Here is a 20,589-nt window from a genome sequence, read left to right as displayed (position 1 = left end):
CTTCTTGCACTTAACCGACCGGCGCATCGGGCGCAGGCGCTGCGTCCGCGACCGGTTTCGGGCGCCCTTTGCGGAAATAGATGGGCGCAAACGCCTCTTTCTGGTTCAGTTCGAGCTGACCTTCACGCACGAGTTCGAGCGCGGCTGCGAAGCTCGAGGCGAACACCGTCGCGCGCTGCGTCGGATCGGCGACGTGACGGATCAGGAAATCGTCGAGCACGCCCCAATCGTCCTGCTCGGTGATGCTGCCGACCAGACGCTCAAGCGTGGCGCGCGCCTCGGCGAGCGACCACACGGTACGCTTGGCCAGATGCACACTCGCCAGCACGCGCGACTGGCGCTGTGAGGCATAGGCCGTGAGCAAATCGTACAGCGTCGCGGTGTATTTCGGATGCCTGATCTCGGCGATCTGCTCGGGCTCGCCGCGCGGGAAAATGTCGCGCAGCAATTGCTGCCGGTTCATCAGCCGGTTGGCCGCTTCGCGAATGGCTTCGAGACGACGCAGGCGATTGGCGAGTGCGGTCGCCATTTCCTCGGCGCTCGGGCCTTCCGCGCTCGGCGGTTCCGGAAGCAGCAGGCGCGATTTCAGGAAGGCGAGCCAGGCGGCCATCACCAGATAGTCGGCGGCAAGCTCGAGCCGGATCTTTCGTGCGGCTTCGATGAAGTGGAGGTACTGGTCGGCCAGCGCCAGGATCGAGATCTTGGCGAGATCAACCTTCTGCTGCCGCGCCAGCGCGAGCAGCAGGTCGAGCGGGCCCTCATAGCCCTCGACGTCGACCACCAACGCCGGCTCGCCCTCGGCGAGCTCTGCGGGCCGGCCGGTTTCAAACGATAGAATTTCTGCGGTCATGCGGATGCCGTGGTTGCGGTCAATGCGTCCCGTTGCGCATTGTCGTTGCTGTGAAGCGGCGTGCCGGCCGCCAACATGGCGTGATTTTGCCCGCCAATGCTTCCCCCCAGCGCCTTCATCGGCACGTCATTACTCATTAACAAACCCTGGAACCCGATTGCGCTGCGAATCACCTGAGCAATCATTGTCGCAGAAGTCGTCATGGGATGGACCGGGTCGGCGGCGCCATCCACGGGAATGCTGTGACCGGCGAGATTAGCCTCAATCAGCCGCGCCGTCGTCATTTCCCCAACAGAGACGGCGACTTGCATCGATATCTCGAAGCCAAGCCTGAAGGGAATCGCGTTCGATGGGCATTCGGCACGGACAAACACCCGCGCAGGGGCGGTCAGTTCCGTTCCGGATACGCCGGTAATGAAGGCCCGCGTGGTCATAGGGCCGATTAACGCTGCCCCGGAAAGGGGGTCAAGGAAACGGCCGCTAATTCCTCTGGACGAAGCAAGACGGCAGGCCGGCCGACTTCAGATTGTTGCAAGTCTGCACCGCCTCGTCGGCCGTGCCATACGGTCCAGCGAAGGCGCGGTAGACGATGCCCTTGCCCTTGTCGGTCAGATCGACCCGCTTGATCACCGGCGAGCGGGAGCCGAGCACGCTGCCATATTTGCTCTGGAGAACCCGGTAGGACGCGGCGGCGCTATCCTCGCTCTGCTGCGAAGACACCTGCACGACATAGCCGCCACCACTGCTCGCGGGGGCAATCTGCGTCGGATTGGTTGCAGCCATCCGCTGCGGCGGCTCGGCCTGCGGCGCCAGTGAGAGCGGCTGGTTGGCGCTGGCATTGGCCGAGGTCGGCGGCGTGCGCAGCGCGGCGGCCGGCTTCGGAGAAGCGGCTGGTTTGGCCGACGGCGCGGCGGCCTGCGGCACGGCGCTGTCGGTCTGGTCGCCCTTCACAGCCACGGTCTTGATCGCGCGCGGCGCGCTGTTCGGCATCGTCCCGTTGCTCGGAACCGGACCGCCCGGCGGCGGAACATTGGACGGCGACACGCTCGCAACCGGCGGCGGATTCGCATTCGGGTTCAGCGGCGGAAACACCACGCGGGGACCCGCTGCCTTGGCGTTGACGTCGACGGGGGCCTCTTCGCGCGGCACGATCTTCTCGCTGCCGTCGCCGCTCACCATGCGGTCCGGCACCTTGGCCGAGTCGGACGGCGCCGGCACGATCTTGGTCGGCGTGTTGTCTGCCTTGATGATCGGCGGCTCACCGCTGCGGGGCGAGCCGATATAGGTCTTGTAGGCGAAGGCTGCACCAGTGCCGACCACTGCGAGCGCAAGGATCGCAGCGACCGTCATCATGCCGCCGCGCGACTTCTTGGGCTCGTCGAGATCGGCCTCGGGATAGTCGCTCTGGAATGCGTAGGGGTCGTCCGGATAGGCCGGCTCACGCTGAAAATCCTGCTCGCCCGACTCAAGCCGGCCATAGAGCGCATCGTCGTAGCGCGCCGGATCGGGCTGCTCGTAGGGCGCCTCGTAAGCTTGGTGCTGAGCCTGATCCTGATGGTAGGCTTGATCCTGATAAGCCTGATCCTGATAGGCGCGGCCCTGATAGGCCTGCTGCGGCGGATGATACTGCGGCTCGGGCGCGGCCGGCTGGGCCGCATAGCGATGCAGCGGATGAACCGGATTCACGGCAACGGGATCGTCAGGCTCCGGCGCGGGCTGCGCCTGCACGTTGGCACGGCGCATCCATGAGGGCGGCCCTGGCTGAGCCTGCGGCGCGGGCTCGGCATAGTCCTGCCGATAGTCGTCCTGCGAATAATCGTCGTCCTGATAGCTCTGCGTCGGTGCGGGCGCTGCCGGGCGCGCGCCTGGCCGGCCCTGCGCTGCGAACGGGTCGGTCTGCCCGATCAGGCGGGCGAGTTCGGCCAAGGGATCGCTGTCCGCCCTCCCATGCTGATCGGCGTCGCGACCATAGTCATCGGAAGGAAGAGATCTGTTCTGATATCGATCGGCCATCGTGATGATGCGTCCCTTCGGGAAAGCCGCGCGCCCCTCGACCAAGGCACGACTTTCGACCCACAAGGCTTTCAACCAAGTCTAAGCGATCCGGCTTCTGCCGGTACCCCCAAATATTCCCCTTAAGTAGTTCGCCCCAAACTACCGCATCTCGTCCGGAGCATGGACGCCGAGGATGGCGAGGCCCGATGCCAGGACAGAGACGACGCCCTGGACCATGGCCAGTCGCGCCTTCGTAAGATCTGCATCATTATTGATAATGAAGCGTAAATAGGGCAAATCGCGCCCCTTCGTCCAAAGTGCGTGAAATTCGCTCGCTAAGTCATAGAGATAAAAGGCAATACGGTGCGGCTCGTGGGCGCTGGCTGCCGCTTCCAGCATCCGCGGATAAATTGCAAGGTGCTTGAGAAGATCGAGTTCGACGGGGTCCGACAGCCGTTCCACGGCCGACTCACTGAGCCAAGAGATGCGCTTGTCGGAATCCTCAGGCAGGTCCGGGAACACCTCGGCGCGCGCATTGCGGAAGATCGAGTGGCCGCGGGCGTGGCCGTACTGGACGTAGAACACCGGATTGTCGCGCGACTGTTCCATGACCTTGGCGAGGTCGAAGTCGAGCACCGCGTCGTTCTTGCGGTAGAGCATCATGAAGCGAACGGCGTCCTGACCGACTTCATCCACCACCTCACGCAAGGTGACGAAATCCCCGCTCCGCTTGGACATTTTCACCGGCTCGCCGTTGCGCAGCAACTTCACGAGCTGAACGATCTTGACGTCGAGCGCGCCCTTGCCTGAGGTCGTCGCCTTCACCGCCGCCTGCATGCGCTTGATGTAGCCGCCATGATCGGCGCCCCAGACGTCGATCATCTCCGCAAAACCACGGTCGAACTTGTTCTTGTGGTAGGCGATGTCGGAGGCGAAGTAGGTATAGGAATTGTCCGACTTGATCAGCGGGCGATCGACGTCGTCCCCGTAGGCGGTCGCCTTGAACAGCAGCTGCTCGCGGTCTTCCCAATCCTCGACCGGCGCGCCCTTCGGCGGCGGCAGGCGACCCTCGTAGATGTCGCCCTTGGCCTTGAGGAAATCGATGGTCTCGGCGACCTTGTTGTTGCCGCTCTCGATCAGCGAGCGCTCGGAGAAGAACACGTCGTGGCGGATGTTGAGGGCGGCGAGATCGTCCTTGATCGCGTCCATCATCATCGCAATCGCCTTGGCACGCACCGTCGGCAACCACTCGGCCTCGCTCATCGCGCGCAGCTTGTCGCCGTGCTCCTTCGCCAGCGCCTGCCCGACCGGCTTGAGATAGTCGCCGGGATAGAGCCCTTCCGGGATCGCGCCGATATCCTCGCCGAGCGCCTCGCGGTAGCGCAGGAACGCGGAGCGCGCGAGCACGTCGACCTGCGCACCGGCGTCGTTGATGTAATATTCGCGGGTGACGTCGTGGCCGCCGAACTGCAGCAGGCTCGCCAGCGCATCGCCGAACACCGCGCCGCGGCAATGGCCGACATGCATCGGTCCGGTCGGATTGGCCGACACGTATTCGACATTGACCTTGGAGCCGCCGCGGACGCGGCCGTAATCGCTCCCCTCGCGCAGCACCGTGCGCAGCGCCTCGGCCCAGGCGGCGGGCTGCAGCGTCAGGTTGATGAAGCCGGGTCCGGCGACGTCGACCTTGGCGATCAGCGCATCCGCCCGCAGCCGCTCAGCGATCTGCTCGGCGAGGTCACGGGGCTTTGCCTTTGCCTCTTTCGCGAGCACCATGGCAGCATTGGTCGCCATGTCGCCATGGGAGGCGTCGCGCGGCGGCTCGACCACCACGCGCGAAAAATCGATGCCCTCGGGCCAGTTGGCTTCCGCGGCGAGCGCGCGGCAGGCGGCGTGCACGCGTGCGAGCACGTCGGCGAACAGATGCGGGCTTGAGGATGTGTCGGGCATGGCCGCCGCCTAACGCAAATCCGGGGTCGAGTCAAAGAGCCGCTGGTGCTCGGTCAAGGCGAAACGGTCGGTCATTCCGGCAATGAAATTGCCGATCCGCCGGGCCCGGTCGCCCTCGTCGTCGCCTTGCGCCCCTACCAGCCATTCCGGCGGCAGGTCAGCGGGAGATGATAGGTACTTTGCAAACAGGTCGAACAGGATCTGTTCCGCCTCGGCCATCACCCGCATCACCCGCTTGTGGCGGTACATGTGCCCATAGAGAAACCGCTTGATGGCAGCCTCCTCCTCGGCGACCGCGGCGGGGAACGCGATCAGCGCCCGGCTCTGCTGCCGGACGTCCTGGGCCGATTGCGGCCTGACGGCGGCAATGTTCTTCTGCGCCTCCGCGAACACCGCACCGATCAGATGCGAGATCAGCTCGCGCACCAGCTCAGCGCCGCGCCTGACGTCTTCGAGGTCGGGGTAATGCGCCGCGGTGTCGGCGATGATCTCCGCGGTCAGCGGCATCACCTTGAGGTCGTCGAGATGGAACAGCCCTGCCCGCAGGCCATCGTCGATGTCATGGGCATCATAGGCGATGTCGTCGGCGATCGCGGCGACCTGGGCCTCGAGCGAGGCGAAGCTCCAGAGCTCGAGGTCGTAGGTCCTGATGTAGTCGGCGATGCCGACGGGAATGCCGTGCTCGCGATAGCGTCCGACAGGCGCGCCGCTGCGGTCGGTGAGCGGCCCGTTGTGCTTGACGATACCCTCGAGCGACTCCCAGGTCAGGTTCAGCCCGTCGAACTCGGGATAGCGGTGCTCCAGCGAGCCGACGACGCGGAGCGCCTGGGCATTGTGGTCGAAGCCGCCGAAATCCTTCAGGCAGGCGTCCAGCGCGCGCTCGCCGGCATGGCCGAACGGCGGGTGGCCGAGATCATGGGCGAGCGCCAGGGTTTCGGTGAGGTCCTCGTCGAGCCCAAGCTGCCGGGCCAGCGCCCGGGCGATCTGGGCCACCTCAAGCGAATGGGTCAGCCGGGTCCGGTAATGGTCGCCCTCATGGAACACGAACACCTGGGTCTTGTACTTCAGGCGGCGGAATGCGGTCGAATGGATCACCCGGTCGCAATCGCGCCGGAACGGGCTCCGGGTCCGGCTCGGCGGCTCGGCGACCAGCCGGCCACGGCTGCGCTCGGGGTCGCAGGCATAGGGCGCGCGGGGGGCTGCCATTCCGACGGACACGACGAATTTAGTCCCTATCCATTTGATTCTGCGTATCCTTGCACTTAACTATGCCGGACGCGGGATACCAAATGAATTGGGTATGACGTGGCCCTATCGGAGACGAACTATGACCACCCCTGTGACCATCAGTGACCGCGCCGCCCGCCGGATCGCGGAGATCCTCAAGGGCGAAGGCACAGGCGCGATGCTGCGCATCTCGGTCGAGGGCGGCGGCTGCTCCGGCTTCCAGTACAAGTTCGACATCGACCGCGCGCGCGGCGACGACGATCTCGTGATCGAGCAGGAGAACGCGGTGGTCCTGGTCGATTCCGCCTCGCAGCCGTTCCTGGCGGGCTCGCAGGTCGATTTCGTCGACGACCTGATCGGCGCCTCGTTCCGCGTCAATAATCCCAACGCGACGGCCTCCTGCGGCTGTGGCACCAGCTTCTCGATCTAGCCCGACACAAAATCTCGAAAACAACCCCATGCACAGTAGCCGGGACGCCGGCATGGCGCATTTCGGCTTTTACGAAAATCATTTGACCCGTCGGGCAAAACAGGGGTAAGGTGTGATCATCGCGAGGTCTCCAAGGGGAGCTTAACGGAACGCATACGCGGCGGGTTCAGCCCAACGCCGAAGCGGCCGCCTGCCCCAGTCCAAATTTCCGACTAGAAATCTCTTCAGCGACGCCGATAGCGGTAGTCAATTATCCAATGCGCATTCTCGATCGTCTGCTCTGTTGCCTCGCCCTATTCCTCGCAATCGCAGCCCTCCCCATGCCTCCCGCGCATGCTGCCGTCACCTGCCCGTTCATCAGCGCCCAGGAGCTCACCGGCGCGATGCCGGCGCTCAAATGGTCGCTGATTTCAAATCAGGACGGCCGCGGCTGCATCTATCAGGGCGGGCGCGGCGACACGATGATGCTGACCGTGTTCCGCAATCCCGACAAGGACCGCGCCAAGGAGTTGTATGCGACCTTCGTCAAGACGCTCGGTGAGCGCATGCCGCTTGGCGCGGTGTCCGGGATTGGTGAGGAAGGCCAGGGCGGGACGACCGCCGCTGACGCGCAGCGCCAGGAGGCCTCGGTCGTCGCCTTGTCCGGCGATTGGATTCTCCAGATCAGCGTCTATCCGACCGGCCGGCGCGCCGATAGCGCGCTGCTCGGGCCGGTCACCGAAGCCGCGCGCATTGCCATCGCCAATGTGACCAAGAGCAGCGAGCGGTTCGGCGATTGCGAATGGCTCAACGCCACGGATGCCGACGGCTTTCTCGACAAGAGCACGCTGCAGGTCCAGCGAACCGGCGCCGGCAGCTGCATGATGTTCGATCGCGAGGCCAACACCATGGCTGTTGCGGTGATCACGATGTCGCGTGACACGGTCATCAGCATGATGAAGCGCGCGGGTCCCTGCCAGCACGTGGCGATCCCCGAGCTCGGCAGCGAAGCGTTCGGCGAGCATTCCTGCACCAAGGGCAACGGCAACGCCGTCAACATCTTTGTCTGGAAGAACGGCAGGCAGGCTTCGATCCTGTTCGCGCCGGTCAAGCCGCATCCGGAATCAGGCTCGGTCGAGCATCTGAAAGCGGTCGCAGCGCGAGTCTATGGAAAGCTTTAGGCGCCGCGTTAGAGCATGACGGTGGAGGTTCGATCGGCCGGCCTTCTACACCTCTCCCCAGCGGGGAGAGGTCGGATTGCGCAGCAATCCGGGTGAGGGGCTGCGCCCAACAGTGAGACCAGAGCCCCTCACCCGGACCGCATCTTCGATGCGATCCGAGCTCTCCCTACGGGAGAGGTGTTCGGAGTTCGTGGATTACACCGATTCAACCAAAACGCATTCCGCTTTACGCCCCGGTCATCTGCCTTTCCTCGTCCGTCCACTCGACCTCGTCAGGCATCAGTTCCGGCCGGAGCGGCGCCTCCTCCGTCATCACGTGCCCATCCAGCGCACGCAACAAGGCTACGGCCAGCGCGGGCTTGCGCAGCGGCTTGGCCAGGAAGTCCGACATGCCGGACTCGCGGCAGATCCTGACGTCCTCTGGGAAGGCGTTGGCGGTCAGCGCGATGATCGGCAACGCCGCGAAGCGCCCTCCCTCCGCGCGGATCGCGCGGGTCGCGGCAAGGCCGTCCATCTCGGGCATCCGCACGTCCATCAGCACGATGTCGTAGTCGGCTTCGGACGCGGCCGCGACGGCTTCGACACCGTCGGTGACGACGCGCAGCTCGACGTCGAACGCACCCAGCATCTTGCTCACGACCATGCGGTTGACGGCATCGTCTTCCGCGACCAGCACCTTCAGCGGCCGGTCGAGGCTCGCAATGCGGGCCTTGAGCTCGTCGATCTCGTCACGGCCTGCGTCATGGTCGGACGTTTGCGCCTGGCTCCAGGGCAGCACCAGCGTGAAGCGGAAGGTCGAGCCCTCGCCCGGCGCCGATGTGACGCCGATGGTGCCGCCCATCTGCTCGATGATGCGCCTGGAGATCGCAAGGCCGAGCCCGGTACCGCCGAAGCGGCGGCTGATCGAGGCGTCGGCCTGGGCGAAGTCCGAAAACAGCTGCCCGAGCTTTTCGGGCGCAATGCCGATGCCGCTGTCCGTCACGATCCATTCGACGGTCGCGAGCAGATCGCGGCGCGCCTGGCACACGGCCTTGATCGTCACCTCGCCATGGTTGGTGAACTTCACCGCGTTGGAGGCGAGATTGAGCAGCACCTGGCGGATGCGCGCGACGTCGCCGCGCAGCGTCGGCGGCAGGTTCGGATCGAGCTCGACCTTGACGAGGAGCTCCTTGCTCTTGGCGCTTGCGCGCACGACGGTCGCAAGCGTCTCGACCAGCGCTTGCGGCGCAAAGTCGATCGCCTCGAACTGGAAGCGCCCGGCCTCGAGCTTGGAGAGATCGAGGATGTCGTTGAGAATGCGCTGGAGATTGTCGCCGGACTCGCGGATCGTGATGACGGCTTCGCGCTGCTCCGCATCGAGATCGGTTTCGAGCAGCATGCTGGCAAGCCCGAGCACGCCGTTCATGGGCGTGCGGATCTCGTGGCTCATCACGGCGAGGAAATCCGATTTGGCGCGACTCTCGGCTTCGGCCTTCTCCGCGCGCCAGCGCTCGGTGACGTCGCGGCCGAAGCCGCGATAGCCCAGAAATTGCCCATCGCGGTCATAGGCTGGCTTTGCGGTCAGCGACCACAGCCGCGCTTCGCCGCCGGCGACGACCTTCAAATTCATCTCGTGCAGCGGCTCGGCATGCTCCATCAGGCCGACGACGTTGTAGGCGGCCGCCTTGTCCTCGGGGCAGAGCATGTCGAGCACGTCGGCGAACAGAGATCCTTTCAGCAGCGGAAGCGGCAGCTGCGCGACGTCGGCGAAGCGCTGCGGCACGTCGGTGAGATGCCCGTCGGCGTCGGTCTGCCACAGCCAGTCGCTGGCGTTCTCCTGAAAATCCTTCAGCAGCAGCGAGATGATCTCGGTCTGGCGCTCGAGCTCGAGCTGGGCCTTGAGATTGCCGAGGAACAGATTGCCCTGCGAGACGATGTTACGCGCCATGAAGAACGCGAACAGCATCAGGAACACCGCGGTCACCAGATAGGGCCCCGTGCCGCACAGCAGCAGCGCACCGGCGCAGGCCACAGTCATGGTCGCGAGATAGACGAGGCCGGCGCGCGGAAAGGTCGACAGCGTAAAGGCGCCGCCGGACATCATGCCGACCATCAGGCAGGCCAGGATGAGCTGACTGGTCGGTCCGACCTGGCTGAACAGTGCCAGCGGCAGCGTGCCCCAGATCGCGGCGAGGAAGAATGCCTGCCGCATCATCTTTCGCGCCGCGCGCGGCGAAGCTTCCTGCGGTGGATTGCGGTGCGAGCGCTGCCATGAGCGCACCGCGAGCGAGGCGACCGCCGTGAGGGTTGCGCCCCAGATCGCGAGGAAGTCGTTCCAGCCCCTGCCCCAGAACAGGATCAGCACGATGGCGACGTTGAGCATGGTGACGGCCATCGTCACCGGGATTGCCCTCGTCACCGCATCGATCTGCTTGGCGCGGATGCGGCGCAGCTCGCGCTCGCTGAGACCGGCGATCAGGCCGTCCTCGATCTCGAAGCCGCCGAGCCAGTACAGGAATGCGCCGAACAGGCCGTCGCGCGGCTCAGTGGATTGTGAAGATTTGTCCTGCCATCCCATTCGAAAAACCTTTTCCGCATCAATGGCCCAGACCCGCCTTAAGCCGGGTTAATTTTGTGGGAGATTTTGCGGCGTCCTTGACGGGCGCGTTGGCAGTTTGTTCTAACCATGGCCCCTGCCCGGAGCCGCCCCCATGCCCATCAGAGTTGCCACCTGGAACGTGAATTCGGTTCGGCAGCGGATCGACCTTCTTCTGACGTGGCTGAAGGAGTGCCAGCCCGACATCGTCTGCCTCCAGGAGATCAAATGCGTCGACGAGGCGTTCCCGCGGCTGGAAATCGAGGCGCTCGGCTACAACGTGGTGACCCACGGGCAGAAGACGTTCAACGGCGTCGCCCTGCTCTCCAGGCTCAAATTCGACGAGACCAAGTCGGGGCTCGCCGGTGACGACGAGGATTCGCACGCCCGCTTCCTCGAAGGCGTGGTGACGCTCAAGCGCGGCGTGCTGCGCATTGCCTGCCTCTACCTGCCCAATGGCAATCCGGTCGGAACCGAGAAATACCCTTACAAGCTCAAATGGATGTCCAGGCTTCTTGAGTATTCGAAGGAGCGCCTCAAGACCGAGGAGCCGCTCATCCTCGCAGGCGACTTCAACGTCATCCCGCACGCCCGCGACGTCTCCAATCCCGCCGCCTGGACCGAGGACGCGCTGTTCAAGACCGAGACACGCGAGAGTTTTCAGTCCCTGCTCGGCCTCGGCCTGACGGACGCCTTGCGCGCCGTCACCGACGAGGGCGGGCTCTACACTTTCTGGGACTACCAGGCCGGGGCCTGGCAGAAGAACCAGGGCCTTCGCATCGACCATCTGCTGCTGTCGCCGCAAGCCAGCGACAAGCTCGCCAATGTCGGCATCGACAGCTATGTGCGGGCCTGGGAGAAGCCGTCGGACCACGTGCCGGTGTGGGCGGATCTGGATCTGGAGGCGGCGTAAGGCCGCCTCACCAGATTACTCGCGACGGCCTTGCACCCACTGTTCCAGCATTTGCAGGCACATGGCGCGGTCGTCGTCCGACGCCTTGGCTAAGGCGCGGTTGTAGTTTTCCTTGATCCAGACTTCATCGGTGCCGGCACTGTCACGCGCGAGCGTCAGCCACATCAGGCCGCGCGCGGCCTGCCGCGGCAGGCGGTCGCCGTTGAACAGCATCTGGCCGAGCAGCGCCTGGGCCTCATGCTGGCCCTTCTGGGCGGCAAGGCCGAGCCAGCGTGCGCCGTAACGGAAATCCTCGCGCGAGGCGTCCGGCGTCTTCAGATAGAGCCGGGCGAGATCGTATTGGGCATCCGCATTGCCGAAATAGGACGCCGCATAGGAGAACATCTCCCGCGCCCTGTCAGGATCGGCCTTGACCTTCGAGTTGGGGATGCCGTTCAGATAATAGCGGCCGAGCGCGACGAAGGCGTTGGCCACGACCTGCGCCTGGGCCGTCAACGGGCTGTCTTCGGCGTGCGCATTCGCAATCCGGGTGAAATAGTCGAAGGCGCGCACATCGTCCTGGGCGACGCCGTCGCCGCTGGCGTACATGCGGCCGAGCTTCCATTGCGCAATGGGATGACCGCCCTCGGCGGCATATTGCAGCGCGCTGAGCGAGGTCTCCTGGGGCGCGGCCGGCGCCGACCTGCGCACTGCGGCCGCCGAGCCGGGCAAGGTGGTCACGACCGGGATGGCCGCATCCTTCGGGTTGACAGGCGCACCGTCGAAGGCGAGCGCCGGCGCGGCCAGCGCGGTAGCCCCGAACACAAACGCAACTATGGCACGCCTAGATGTCCGCATAGCACTGTTTCTCGTGCGCGCCGCCCGGATGGGTCACTGCCCCCCCGACCGCTGGTCCAACCTGCTGAGCATATTTCCAGAGCGCACCCGACGTATGGTTAGTCGCGCGAGCGCTCCATTTGGTCTTGCGCTGAGCCAGCTCAGCGTCACTCAATTTTACGTTAAGAGTCCCGACGTCGGCGTCGATCTCGATGATGTCGCCGTCCTCGAGCAGCCCGATCGGCCCGCCGACCGCAGCCTCCGGCCCGACATGGCCGATGCAGAAGCCGCGCGTGGCGCCGGAGAAACGGCCGTCGGTGATGAGCGCGATCTTGCCGCCCATGCCCTGGCCGGTCAGCGCCGCGGTGGTCTGGAGCATCTCCCGCATGCCGGGGCCGCCCCTGGGGCCCTCGTAGCGGATCACGATGACTTCGCCTTCCTTGTAGGTGCGGTTCTGGACAGCCTCGAACGCATCCTCCTCACGGTCGAAGCACCTGGCCGGACCGGTAAACTTGAGGTTGGACATTCCCGCGACTTTCACGATCGCACCTTCTGGCGCCAAATTGCCCTTCAGACCGACCACACCACCGGTCTCGGTGATGGGCTTGTCCGCCGGGTGCACCACGTCCTGGTGCGGATTCCATTTCACGCTTTTGAGGTTTTCGGCGATCGTTCGACCGGTGACCGTAATGCAGTCGCCGTGGAGAAATCCGTTGTCGAGCAGCGTCTTCATCAGAAGCGGTATGCCACCTACTTCAAACATGTCTTTGGCGACATAACGGCCACCCGGCTTCAAATCCGCGACATAAGGTGTCTTTTTGAAGATTTCGGCGACGTCGAATAAGTCAAACTTGATGCCGGCCTCATGCGCGATGGCCGGCAGGTGCAGTGCAGCATTGGTCGAGCCGCCGGATGCCGCCACGATGGCCGCGGCATTCTCGAGCGCCTTGCGGGTGACGATGTCGCGCGGCCGAAGGTTGGACGCGATCAGGTCCATCACCTTCTCGCCGGCGGTCATGCAGAACGCGTCGCGGATTTCGTACGGTGCGGGGGCGCCGGCCGAGTAAGGCAGCGCCAGCCCGATCGCCTCCGAGACCGTCGCCATGGTGTTGGCGGTGAACTGTGCGCCGCAGGCGCCCGCCGAGGGGCACGCCACGCGCTCGATCTCGTCGAGGTCCTCGTCGGACATGGCGCCGACCGAGTGCTTGCCGACCGCCTCGAACATGTCCTGCACGGTGACCTGCTGGCCGCGGAAATTGCCGGGGAGGATCGAGCCGCCATAGATGAAGATCGAGGGCACATTGAGGCGGACCATCGCCATCATCATGCCCGGCAGCGACTTGTCGCAGCCCGCGAGCCCAACCAGCGCGTCGTAGGCATGGCCGCGGACGGTCAACTCGACGGAATCGGCGATACATTCGCGCGACGGCAGCGAGGAACGCATGCCGTCATGACCCATGGCGATGCCGTCGGTGACGGTGATGGTGCAGAATTCGCGCGGGGTGCCGCCGGCGGACGCGACGCCCTTCTTCACCGCCTGCGCCTGGCGCATCAAGGCGATGTTGCAGGGGGCGGCTTCGTTCCAGCACGAGGCGACGCCGACGAAGGGCTGATGGATCTGCTCGGTGGTCAGACCCATCGCGTAGAAGTAGGAGCGATGAGGCGCGCGCGCGGGGCCTTCCGTCACGTGACGGCTCGGCAGCCTCTGCTTGATGTTGGCCTTGGCGTCCATCGCGACCAGTTTCCTCGGGTCCAGTTTCCTTGGCCAACCCTTGTCAGTTCAGGAACATCAGACCCAAGATTTGAATCGACCTTGGGATTTCCCGCCGCCTGCAAGGGACCAGCCGGCCCCTGAAACATTAGAGAGATTTTATTCATGTTCAGGTGTGGCCAAAAAGCGGCGTCGATGCGAACGACTGGTGATGAGGGTTAAATCCGCTGTGAGTGTTGCTCTGACAGCACAATCGTTACCGGGAAGACACGCGCCGGCTTACTCCCATACCCTCGCAGAGATGACATCTCGCAATCTCTGATTTCATGATGCGGGGCGCGCGACCTGCTTGACGGCGATGGCGCGCGGCGCCGTGACTGAGTCGGAGCGACCAAGCAAGCGAAATCATGATTTTCAGAAACCGCAGTCGCGATATTGCTTTCTCGCAAGCCGGAAATGCGAGCCCACCTCGACGAAGTCGAGGTCGATGCACTGCTGGCCGTGGCGGACCTCCGTGAGCCCCTCGCAACGGAGATATTCGATGTTGATGCGCCAGCGCTTCTCGGCCGGGGAATAGGTTGCGAAGTCGTGCTGGGCGCTGGCCGGTCCTCTGCACAGGCTCGCAATGTACTGGCGGATTTCAGGCGGCAGGGCGCCGATATGCTCGGGATTCCAGGGATCGTCCTTGGATGGCGAGCTTCCCCTTGAATCGGCCGGCAGTGCGCTCGCGAGCAGAAGGCAAGCTCCGAGAACAAGTGCGCGCATCAACATTTCAGGCACCTCCGTGAGTGAGGGCTGCGTCAACCTTAGTCCCTTTCAGGCCGAGCAAGACGCAGAAAGTCGAGCGGTAGTGCCGTCCCCCGTTACCGGTCGCCCACTGCCCCGCGGTAAACGCGCATTGACTCACATAGGGTACCCCCCTATCTTACCCTGATGTCACACACGATCAAGCACAAGTCGAAGCTCATCGGCCGCGTCCGGCGCATCAAGGGGCAGCTCGAGGCCGTCGAACGCGCGCTGGAGTCGGAGATCGGCTGCGCCGACGTGCTGATGCTGGTGGCTTCGGTGAAGGGTGCGATCAGCGGCCTCACCACCGAACTGCTGGAAGACCATATCCGCCATCACGTCGTGGATCCCGCGCACGAGAAGGATCCGGAAAAGGCCAAGGGCGCCGCCGACCTGATCGACGTCGTCCGAACCTATTTGAAGTGAAGAGATGACCGACCTGTCTCACCTGCTCCAGCAGAGCAGCGCGAACGCGTGGCTGTTCGTACCCAGCGCCATCCTGCTCGGCGCGCTGCACGGACTCGAGCCAGGCCACTCCAAGACCATGATGGCCGCTTTCATCATCGCGGTGAGGGGCACCGTGTTCCAGGCCGTGCTGCTCGGCCTGTCGGCGACCGTCTCCCACACCGCGATCGTCTGGGCTGTCGCGCTCGCGGGGCTGTATTTCGGCCAGGAACTGTCCGGGGAACGCAGCGAGGCGTATCTGCAACTGGTGTCCGCGGTCATCATCGTCGGCATCGCCGGCTGGATGGTCTGGCGCACCTGGCGGGATCAGAACCACGAACACGAGCACGACCATCATCATCACGACGAGCCACAATCCATGTCCCTCGCCGGGTCGTCGTTGTCGCTGGAAGTGTTCGAGGACGGCGTGCCGCCGCGCTGGCGGATCCGGAGCGAAGGCGATGCGCTTCCCTCTGCCGGCGACGTCAAGGTGACCACGATCCGCGAGGACGGCGCGAAGCAGACCTTCGCGTTTGCCGCCCGGGACGGATATCTCGAAAGCATCGACGAGATCCCCGAGCCGCATGCGTTCAAGGCGCGCGTGACCCTGGGCGCCGACGCCGTCGAGATCATCTTCGAAGAGCACGATCACGACCATATCGATCTCGGCGACGAGGACGACGCGCACGCGCGTGCCCATGCCGCCGACATCCGCAAGCGCTTCGCAGGGCGCACGGTCACGACGGCGCAGATCGTGCTGTTCGGCCTCTCCGGCGGACTGATCCCCTGCCCCGCCGCCATCACCGTGCTGTTGCTCTGCATTCAGCTGAAGCAGTTCAGCCTCGGCTTCGTCCTGGTGCTGTCCTTCGGCATCGGGCTCGCGATCACGATGGTGTCGGCCGGCGTTCTCGCAGCCCTCAGCCTGCGCCACGTCGAGCGTCACTGGGGCGGCTTCACCCGCTACGCGCGCCGCGCGCCCTACGTCTCGGCAGCCCTGATCGTCTTCGTCGGCCTCTACACCGGCTGGACGGGGCTGCACGAACTGATGTTGTGAGCGACGACTGACGCCCGGAACGGGTCGCAGGCGCGTATTAAGCGCGCTGCTCCGCGCTGCGATCAAAACGCGCAAACACGGTGCTGGTCAGACCGCCCAGCAGCGTCCAGAACACCAGGCTCGTCACCGTCACCGCGGTGACGAACTGATGCGTCAGCGACGACGGCACGTTGGTCTCGATATTGGCGAGCTCCGGCGCACCGATCAGATGCGGCAAGATCAGCAGGATCACGCCTGATATTGCCGCCGGCACCGTGCGGCGGAAGGCGATCAAAGCGAGCCCTCCTGATGTCGCCAGCACGGCGGCGAGCCACCAGATCTGCCGCGACAGCAGCGGCGCCGAGGGCACGCCGGGCAGCTCCGGCGGCAGGCCGAGGCCCGGCGCCAGTGTAAAGACGGCAAAGCCGGCGAGGCCCCAGAGCAGACCTTCGTGCCAGGGCACGCTCGCACCGGTCGTTCCGCTGCGCACGGCGAAGAAGCCGGCCAGCAGCAGCGCGAAGCCGATCGCCGTCAGGACGTTGGCGGCAGCGGTATAGGCGTTTCGCTCAAAACCGTCGCGCGGCTCCCAGGCCCCGGCGCCATGGTCGTGGTCGCCAGCGCCATGGTCGTGGTCGCCGGCGCCATGCTCATGGCCGGCGTGGTCGTGCCCGGTCGCCGCCGGTTGCACCGCGAGCGCTGCGTCATGCCGATGCGTCTCGGCCGCCTTCTCGAAGACTTCCGCCTTCAGGATCAGGGGGACGGTGCCGAACTGCTGGACGACAGTGACGATGAGACCGACGATGAAGCCTGATATGACCGACGCGAAGACGATCGAACGAAACGTGCTCATGCCATCGCGGTTAGTGGCAGGGGAACGCGTTCGAGTGGCGGACGTCGTGAGCGGCGTTGTGGACGACGTCGATGTGGGAGAACCCGACCATGCCGACGACGAACACGCCGAGCACCATGGCCATCAGAGCCTGCGACAGCCGTCCCACCTGCCCGGCGGCGACCGGAAGCGTGACCTGAGTCGTGGCCTGGGCGTCGGCGAGCTGGGATTGGCTCATGGTCTATTCTCCATTGGCGATTTGCGGCTGTTCTAGCAGCTTCCGGGCGATGTCGCGACTGGTAAGATGCAGGCTTGTTCCGGACAAAATGCCCCTGCGGGCGATCTTGGCGCTGGCTGCGGCCCGAAAGACGGACTCAAACCGCTGGAAATAGCCGAGGCAGGCCTCCGGCGTGGGTGAGGTGCCGAGCAGCGTCCGGAAGGCGCCGCGGTGCACGGCGCAGATCGCGCCATGGCCGGTGACGGGAAACACCAGCGAGGCGATGTCGTCGCGCCAATGAGGCTCGCTGCTCAAGCGCGTCCCGCATGCGGCGACAGGATCATGAAGGCCATCGGTGATCTCCTGCGGACCACCCTACCACACAGCAGCCGACGTCCGGCAACGCGCAATCCGGGCGAGCTATGCTCGCCCTCTTTATTCCAAGACGGGCGAGCTATGCTCGCCCTCTTGGCCGCTGGGCCTGAGCCCAGGCTGCTTTGACGTCACGTGGCGGAGCGTCGATGCGCTTGATCGGCGTCAGCTCACCGGAGGCGGAGACGATGGCGGTCTCTTCGCGGCGGCAGTGCGGACAGACGAAGCGAACCTCGTGCGGCGCCGCCGACCAGCTCGAGCGTTTCACATTGGCAGCCATCGGCCATGCCTCGCAATGCGAGCACGACACCAGAAACCGACCGGGATCGAGCATACCCATTCCATAGGACTCCGTGTCCTGCCGCTCCCCTCTAATGATCAACCCATGTGAATCGTTCCGGTGCCCGAGCACCACGACGAACTGCGTGCGCGCTGTTCAGGGTGAAGCGGCTCGCGGCACACTATCAGCGGACGGCCGACGTCATCCTTCAGGACGACACCATTTTCCCGGAATTGCGACGAGAGGCGGCCTTGGGATGACGGGCTCCGTGACGCCCCTCAATGCGCGCCCTTGAGCGTGCAGGAGGTGCTGCAGGTGACCGTGTTGCCATGGTCGCACGCCTTGCAGGCTGCAACACACTGATTCATGTCGCGAGGATTGTAAGTGCTGTAGGTGCGCATCGGGCAAAGCGGGGTCGAGCCCGTGACATCCTGCTCCTGGTTGCAGGCCGCCGTCAGAATCGAAAACAACATGACCGCAAACAGACGCATGGGAGGTCAACCGTCGGACGAGCTACGTTCGCGGGCAATGTCGCATCGCAACCTTGCCCCGGGCATTCCCAACGCCAGGAGTGGCACTGCGCGACTCCCCGCTTCCCACCGAGGATGCGTCTGAATTGTTAAGAACGGCTTGCGATGGCACGACGCCTCGCAAAGACACGGATGCGGAAACACCGTGCCTTGCGGGGCATCGCGGCACTGTCCAGCGTCAGGCCGCGGCCCTCGTCGCGATCACCTGGCGCATGTCGAGCGCGAGTTGGCGGTATTGCTCCCCAAGCTTCAGGTAGAATTCCCGCTTTCTGCTGTCGGTGGCGAGCTTCGCAATCAGCTCGCATTCGGCGGTGAGCGTCTCGAACCGCTCCAGCCGGTCCTCAAGTTCTGTCATCGGCGTATCCCCATCAAACGCCCTAGGGACAGCAAACCTAAGCCCGGAAATTAGGTCACGACAAACATCGTTATAGGGTAGAATCAATTATTCACGAGCGGGCGGCTATTTGCTGTCCATCCGCCAGGCGCCATCCCAATTGGCCGCCGGCGGACGCGCCTCGAACTGTGCGATGCGAGCGAGCATCGTGCGCGAGGGCCCATCACCGGGAACGCTTTCGAGCGCTGCGTTGAACGCGGTGCGTGCGTCATCGAAGCGGCACGCGCGATAGGCGGCAAGGCCTTCGGCATAACGCGTGCGCAGGCTTTCCTGCGGCGCAGCCAGCGCACCTGCCCGGCCCATTACCTCGAACACCGGCTGCGGCACGCTCTGGCCGACCACCGCCAGACGATCGATCTCGCGCAACTCCAGGCGCACGCCGGTCGACTCCGCTGTCGCCTGCGAAATCAGGATGCGGGTACCGTAGACCTTGTTCGCAGCCTCCAGGCGCGACGCAAGGTTCACCGCATCGCCCATCACCGTAAAGCTCATCATCAGCTCGGAGCCGATGCTGCCGGTCAGGACCTCGCCGGTGGCGATGCCGATGCGCAGGTCGCATGGCACCGGCATGGCTCGGATGCCGAGGAGGTCGGGAAGCTGCTTCTGCAGCGCGGGCACCTGCTCGGCCATGTCGATGGCGGACAGGCCTGCGAGCAGCGCCTGCTCGTCCTCCTCGATGAAGGGCGGGCCCCAATAGGACATGATGGCGTCGCCGATATATTTGTCGATCACGCCGCGGTTGTTGCGGATCGGGCCGGACATCACCGTGAAATAGTGGTTCATCACCTTGACGAGGCCGCGCGGGGTCATGCCCTCGCTCATCGAGGTGAAACCGCTCATGTCGCAGAACATGATGGTCATCACACGGCGCTGGCCGTCGATGGCGACCTCGGGCTTGTCGATCAGGCCCTGCACGACCTTGGGATCGATGTAGCGGCCGAAGGTCTCGCGGATGCGCTCATTGTGGCGCAGCTGCTCGATCATGCGGTTGAAGGCGGCGGCAAGCTCGCCGATCTCGTCCTGGGTCGAAACCGTGATGGCCTTGTCGAAGCGGCCGGCCTCGACCTCGCGGGCGCCGGCGAGCAGCAGCCGCACCGGGCGGGTGATGCCGCTGCTGACCAGCAGCGCGAAGGCAAATCCGACCACGGCCGCGAGCAGCGTCACGAGACCTGAGATGATGATCGCCTGCCGCTGATGGCCGATCACCCTCGAGGTGCTCGCGAAAACCTGCTTGAGCATGTCGGCGCGGATCGCATCGATCCTCTGGTTGAACAGATCGCGCGTTGCATCGATGTGCTCGAGCGTCCCTCGTGCCTCCGCCATCTGCTTGGCATCGACCTGCTTGAGCAGCTTGGCGTGATCCGCGTTCATGTCGCGGCGCAGCTCGGTGACCGCAGTATCGATGCGCGTGTCGATCCGCGCCAGCGTGGCATTGTCCGACGGGGTCCTGGGATCCTCGATGATCGCGTTGATCAGCTTTTGCGCGCCCGACGTCTCTTCCTCGATCTTCCGGTCGGCTTCCTCGAATTCGTGCAGGCGCGCCGCATAGGCCTCCTCGTCCGAGGAGTCCTGCATCTTCATCATGACCATCCGCCGCAGCGCCACCGACCGCTCCAGCGAGCGGATATTGGCGCGCGCCAGGTCGCCATAGGCCGGGATGTAGCGGTTGGTCAGCTCGTCCAGGAGAACGCCGACCTGGCTCGACATCACCATCGACAGGATCGAGGTGATCAACATCAGGACGATCAATCCGAGGGCGATGCCGACGATCTTGCGCCGGATCGACTGGTTGAAAAGCGGCATGAGGGGGCAAAGGCTGAAAAGAAGGGTCTATGGAACTCAATACACCGGATTTTCCCTTGGGAACACGCGCAATCGCACCGTTCGTGGCGTGGAGAGCTCCCCGCAACCGGCGCGCGAGGCCCAATCGTTAACAAAGGTTAAAGCCCCTGCCGCTTCCGCTGTTTCGGAAGTTCCCCGGTTCCATTCCGTATTTTGCCGCATTGTTGAACCAGCGTGAGGAATGCGAAACGATGTCATGGCATCGTTTTGGTGTCGTCTTCGATTCTCAAGCCGC

General features: G+C 64.6%; 20 protein-coding genes and 1 pseudogene. 5 read left to right on the top strand and 16 right to left on the bottom strand.

Going from position 1 to position 20,589, the window contains the following annotated elements:
• Nucleotides 1-10 precede the first annotated feature (10 nt).
• The 5 genes and pseudogenes from QY049_RS01685 to QY049_RS01665 all read right to left on the bottom strand — a co-directional run bounded on the left by QY049_RS01685 (nucleotide 11) and on the right by QY049_RS01665 (nucleotide 6,013).
• Complete coding sequence (locus QY049_RS01685) at nucleotides 11-850, bottom strand: ScpA family protein (protein WP_194475739.1); 840 nt, start codon at nucleotides 848-850, stop codon at nucleotides 11-13.
• Between the two features lie 77 nt (nucleotides 851-927).
• Nucleotides 928-1,059, bottom strand: a pseudogene (locus tag QY049_RS01680) (beta-hexosaminidase); the annotation flags it as partial.
• 271 nt (nucleotides 1,060-1,330) lie between these two features.
• Nucleotides 1,331-2,863, bottom strand: coding sequence for an SPOR domain-containing protein (locus tag QY049_RS01675; RefSeq protein ID WP_301268693.1), 1,533 nt, complete (start codon nucleotides 2,861-2,863; stop codon nucleotides 1,331-1,333).
• A 141-nt stretch (nucleotides 2,864-3,004) separates the two neighbouring features.
• Nucleotides 3,005-4,795, bottom strand: coding sequence for an arginine--tRNA ligase (gene argS, locus QY049_RS01670; RefSeq protein ID WP_301268692.1), 1,791 nt, complete (start codon nucleotides 4,793-4,795; stop codon nucleotides 3,005-3,007).
• 9 nt (nucleotides 4,796-4,804) lie between these two features.
• A complete protein-coding gene (locus tag QY049_RS01665) occupies nucleotides 4,805-6,013 on the bottom strand; it encodes a deoxyguanosinetriphosphate triphosphohydrolase (RefSeq protein WP_301268691.1) in 1,209 nt (402 codons plus the stop codon).
• A 109-nt stretch (nucleotides 6,014-6,122) separates the two neighbouring features.
• On the opposite strand from QY049_RS01665, the gene erpA reads away from it, so the two are divergent.
• Both erpA and QY049_RS01655 read left to right on the top strand, forming a co-directional pair.
• Nucleotides 6,123-6,452, top strand: coding sequence for an iron-sulfur cluster insertion protein ErpA (gene erpA / locus QY049_RS01660; protein WP_301268690.1), 330 nt, complete (start codon nucleotides 6,123-6,125; stop codon nucleotides 6,450-6,452).
• Nucleotides 6,453-6,709: 257 nt separating this feature from the next.
• Nucleotides 6,710-7,612, top strand: a complete 903-nt coding sequence (locus QY049_RS01655; RefSeq protein ID WP_367401168.1) for a hypothetical protein — start codon at nucleotides 6,710-6,712, stop codon at nucleotides 7,610-7,612.
• A gap of 226 nt (nucleotides 7,613-7,838) precedes the next feature.
• On the opposite strand, the gene QY049_RS01650 is transcribed toward QY049_RS01655, so the two are convergent.
• On the bottom strand, nucleotides 7,839-10,169 hold the full coding sequence (locus QY049_RS01650) for an ATP-binding protein (RefSeq protein WP_301268688.1): 2,331 nt from the start codon (nucleotides 10,167-10,169) through the stop codon (nucleotides 7,839-7,841).
• 133 nt (nucleotides 10,170-10,302) lie between these two features.
• Between QY049_RS01650 and xth the strand changes: the two genes are divergently transcribed.
• Nucleotides 10,303-11,100: an exodeoxyribonuclease III gene (gene xth, locus QY049_RS01645; protein WP_258766797.1), complete on the top strand. Its 798-nt coding sequence runs from the start codon at nucleotides 10,303-10,305 to the stop codon at nucleotides 11,098-11,100.
• A 15-nt stretch (nucleotides 11,101-11,115) separates the two neighbouring features.
• On the opposite strand, the gene QY049_RS01640 is transcribed toward xth, so the two are convergent.
• The 3 genes from QY049_RS01640 to QY049_RS01630 all read right to left on the bottom strand — a co-directional run bounded on the left by QY049_RS01640 (nucleotide 11,116) and on the right by QY049_RS01630 (nucleotide 14,392).
• Nucleotides 11,116-11,937: a tetratricopeptide repeat protein gene (locus QY049_RS01640; protein WP_301268687.1), complete on the bottom strand. Its 822-nt coding sequence runs from the start codon at nucleotides 11,935-11,937 to the stop codon at nucleotides 11,116-11,118.
• Nucleotides 11,924-13,648 (bottom strand): dihydroxy-acid dehydratase, encoded by a 1,725-nt coding sequence (gene ilvD / locus QY049_RS01635; RefSeq protein WP_301268686.1) that lies wholly within the window; start codon nucleotides 13,646-13,648, stop codon nucleotides 11,924-11,926. The genes QY049_RS01640 and ilvD overlap by 14 nt, the downstream gene beginning before the upstream one ends.
• Before the next feature lie 393 nt (nucleotides 13,649-14,041).
• Entirely contained in the window at nucleotides 14,042-14,392 is a 351-nt protein-coding gene (locus QY049_RS01630; RefSeq protein ID WP_301268685.1) for a hypothetical protein, read from the bottom strand.
• Between the two features lie 168 nt (nucleotides 14,393-14,560).
• Between QY049_RS01630 and QY049_RS01625 the strand changes: the two genes are divergently transcribed.
• Together QY049_RS01625 and QY049_RS01620 are read left to right on the top strand one after the other, a co-directional pair.
• Entirely contained in the window at nucleotides 14,561-14,839 is a 279-nt protein-coding gene (locus tag QY049_RS01625) for a metal/formaldehyde-sensitive transcriptional repressor (protein WP_063706516.1), read from the top strand.
• A gap of 4 nt (nucleotides 14,840-14,843) precedes the next feature.
• Nucleotides 14,844-15,911, top strand: coding sequence for a nickel/cobalt efflux transporter (locus QY049_RS01620; protein WP_301268684.1), 1,068 nt, complete (start codon nucleotides 14,844-14,846; stop codon nucleotides 15,909-15,911).
• Nucleotides 15,912-15,948: 37 nt separating this feature from the next.
• Here QY049_RS01620 and QY049_RS01615 read toward each other — a convergent pair whose 3' ends face one another.
• From QY049_RS01615 to QY049_RS01585, 7 genes are all read right to left on the bottom strand, one after another.
• Nucleotides 15,949-16,740 carry a CbtA family protein gene (locus QY049_RS01615; protein WP_301268683.1) on the bottom strand — a complete coding sequence of 264 codons (792 nt, stop codon included), beginning with the start codon at nucleotides 16,738-16,740 and terminating at the stop codon, nucleotides 15,949-15,951.
• Between the two features lie 10 nt (nucleotides 16,741-16,750).
• Nucleotides 16,751-16,957, bottom strand: coding sequence for a CbtB-domain containing protein (locus QY049_RS01610; RefSeq protein ID WP_194475723.1), 207 nt, complete (start codon nucleotides 16,955-16,957; stop codon nucleotides 16,751-16,753).
• A 3-nt stretch (nucleotides 16,958-16,960) separates the two neighbouring features.
• Entirely contained in the window at nucleotides 16,961-17,251 is a 291-nt protein-coding gene (locus tag QY049_RS01605) for a hypothetical protein (protein WP_301268682.1), read from the bottom strand.
• Nucleotides 17,252-17,390: 139 nt separating this feature from the next.
• On the bottom strand, nucleotides 17,391-17,648 hold the full coding sequence (locus QY049_RS01600; protein WP_301268681.1) for a phage terminase large subunit family protein: 258 nt from the start codon (nucleotides 17,646-17,648) through the stop codon (nucleotides 17,391-17,393).
• Nucleotides 17,649-17,866: 218 nt separating this feature from the next.
• Nucleotides 17,867-18,079: a hypothetical protein gene (locus QY049_RS01595; protein ID WP_301268680.1), complete on the bottom strand. Its 213-nt coding sequence runs from the start codon at nucleotides 18,077-18,079 to the stop codon at nucleotides 17,867-17,869.
• A gap of 217 nt (nucleotides 18,080-18,296) precedes the next feature.
• Nucleotides 18,297-18,473 carry a hypothetical protein gene (locus tag QY049_RS01590; RefSeq protein WP_194475710.1) on the bottom strand — a complete coding sequence of 59 codons (177 nt, stop codon included), beginning with the start codon at nucleotides 18,471-18,473 and terminating at the stop codon, nucleotides 18,297-18,299.
• Between the two features lie 105 nt (nucleotides 18,474-18,578).
• Nucleotides 18,579-20,315, bottom strand: a complete 1,737-nt coding sequence (locus tag QY049_RS01585) for an adenylate/guanylate cyclase domain-containing protein (protein ID WP_301268679.1) — start codon at nucleotides 20,313-20,315, stop codon at nucleotides 18,579-18,581.
• Between the last annotated feature and the right edge of the window lie 274 nt (nucleotides 20,316-20,589).

Source organism: Bradyrhizobium sp. WYCCWR 13022, from assembly GCF_030435535.1.
GTDB lineage: Bacteria > Pseudomonadota > Alphaproteobacteria > Rhizobiales > Xanthobacteraceae > Bradyrhizobium.
Note: the sequence above shows the minus strand (reverse complement) of the source record. Positions and strands in the feature narration are given on the sequence as shown.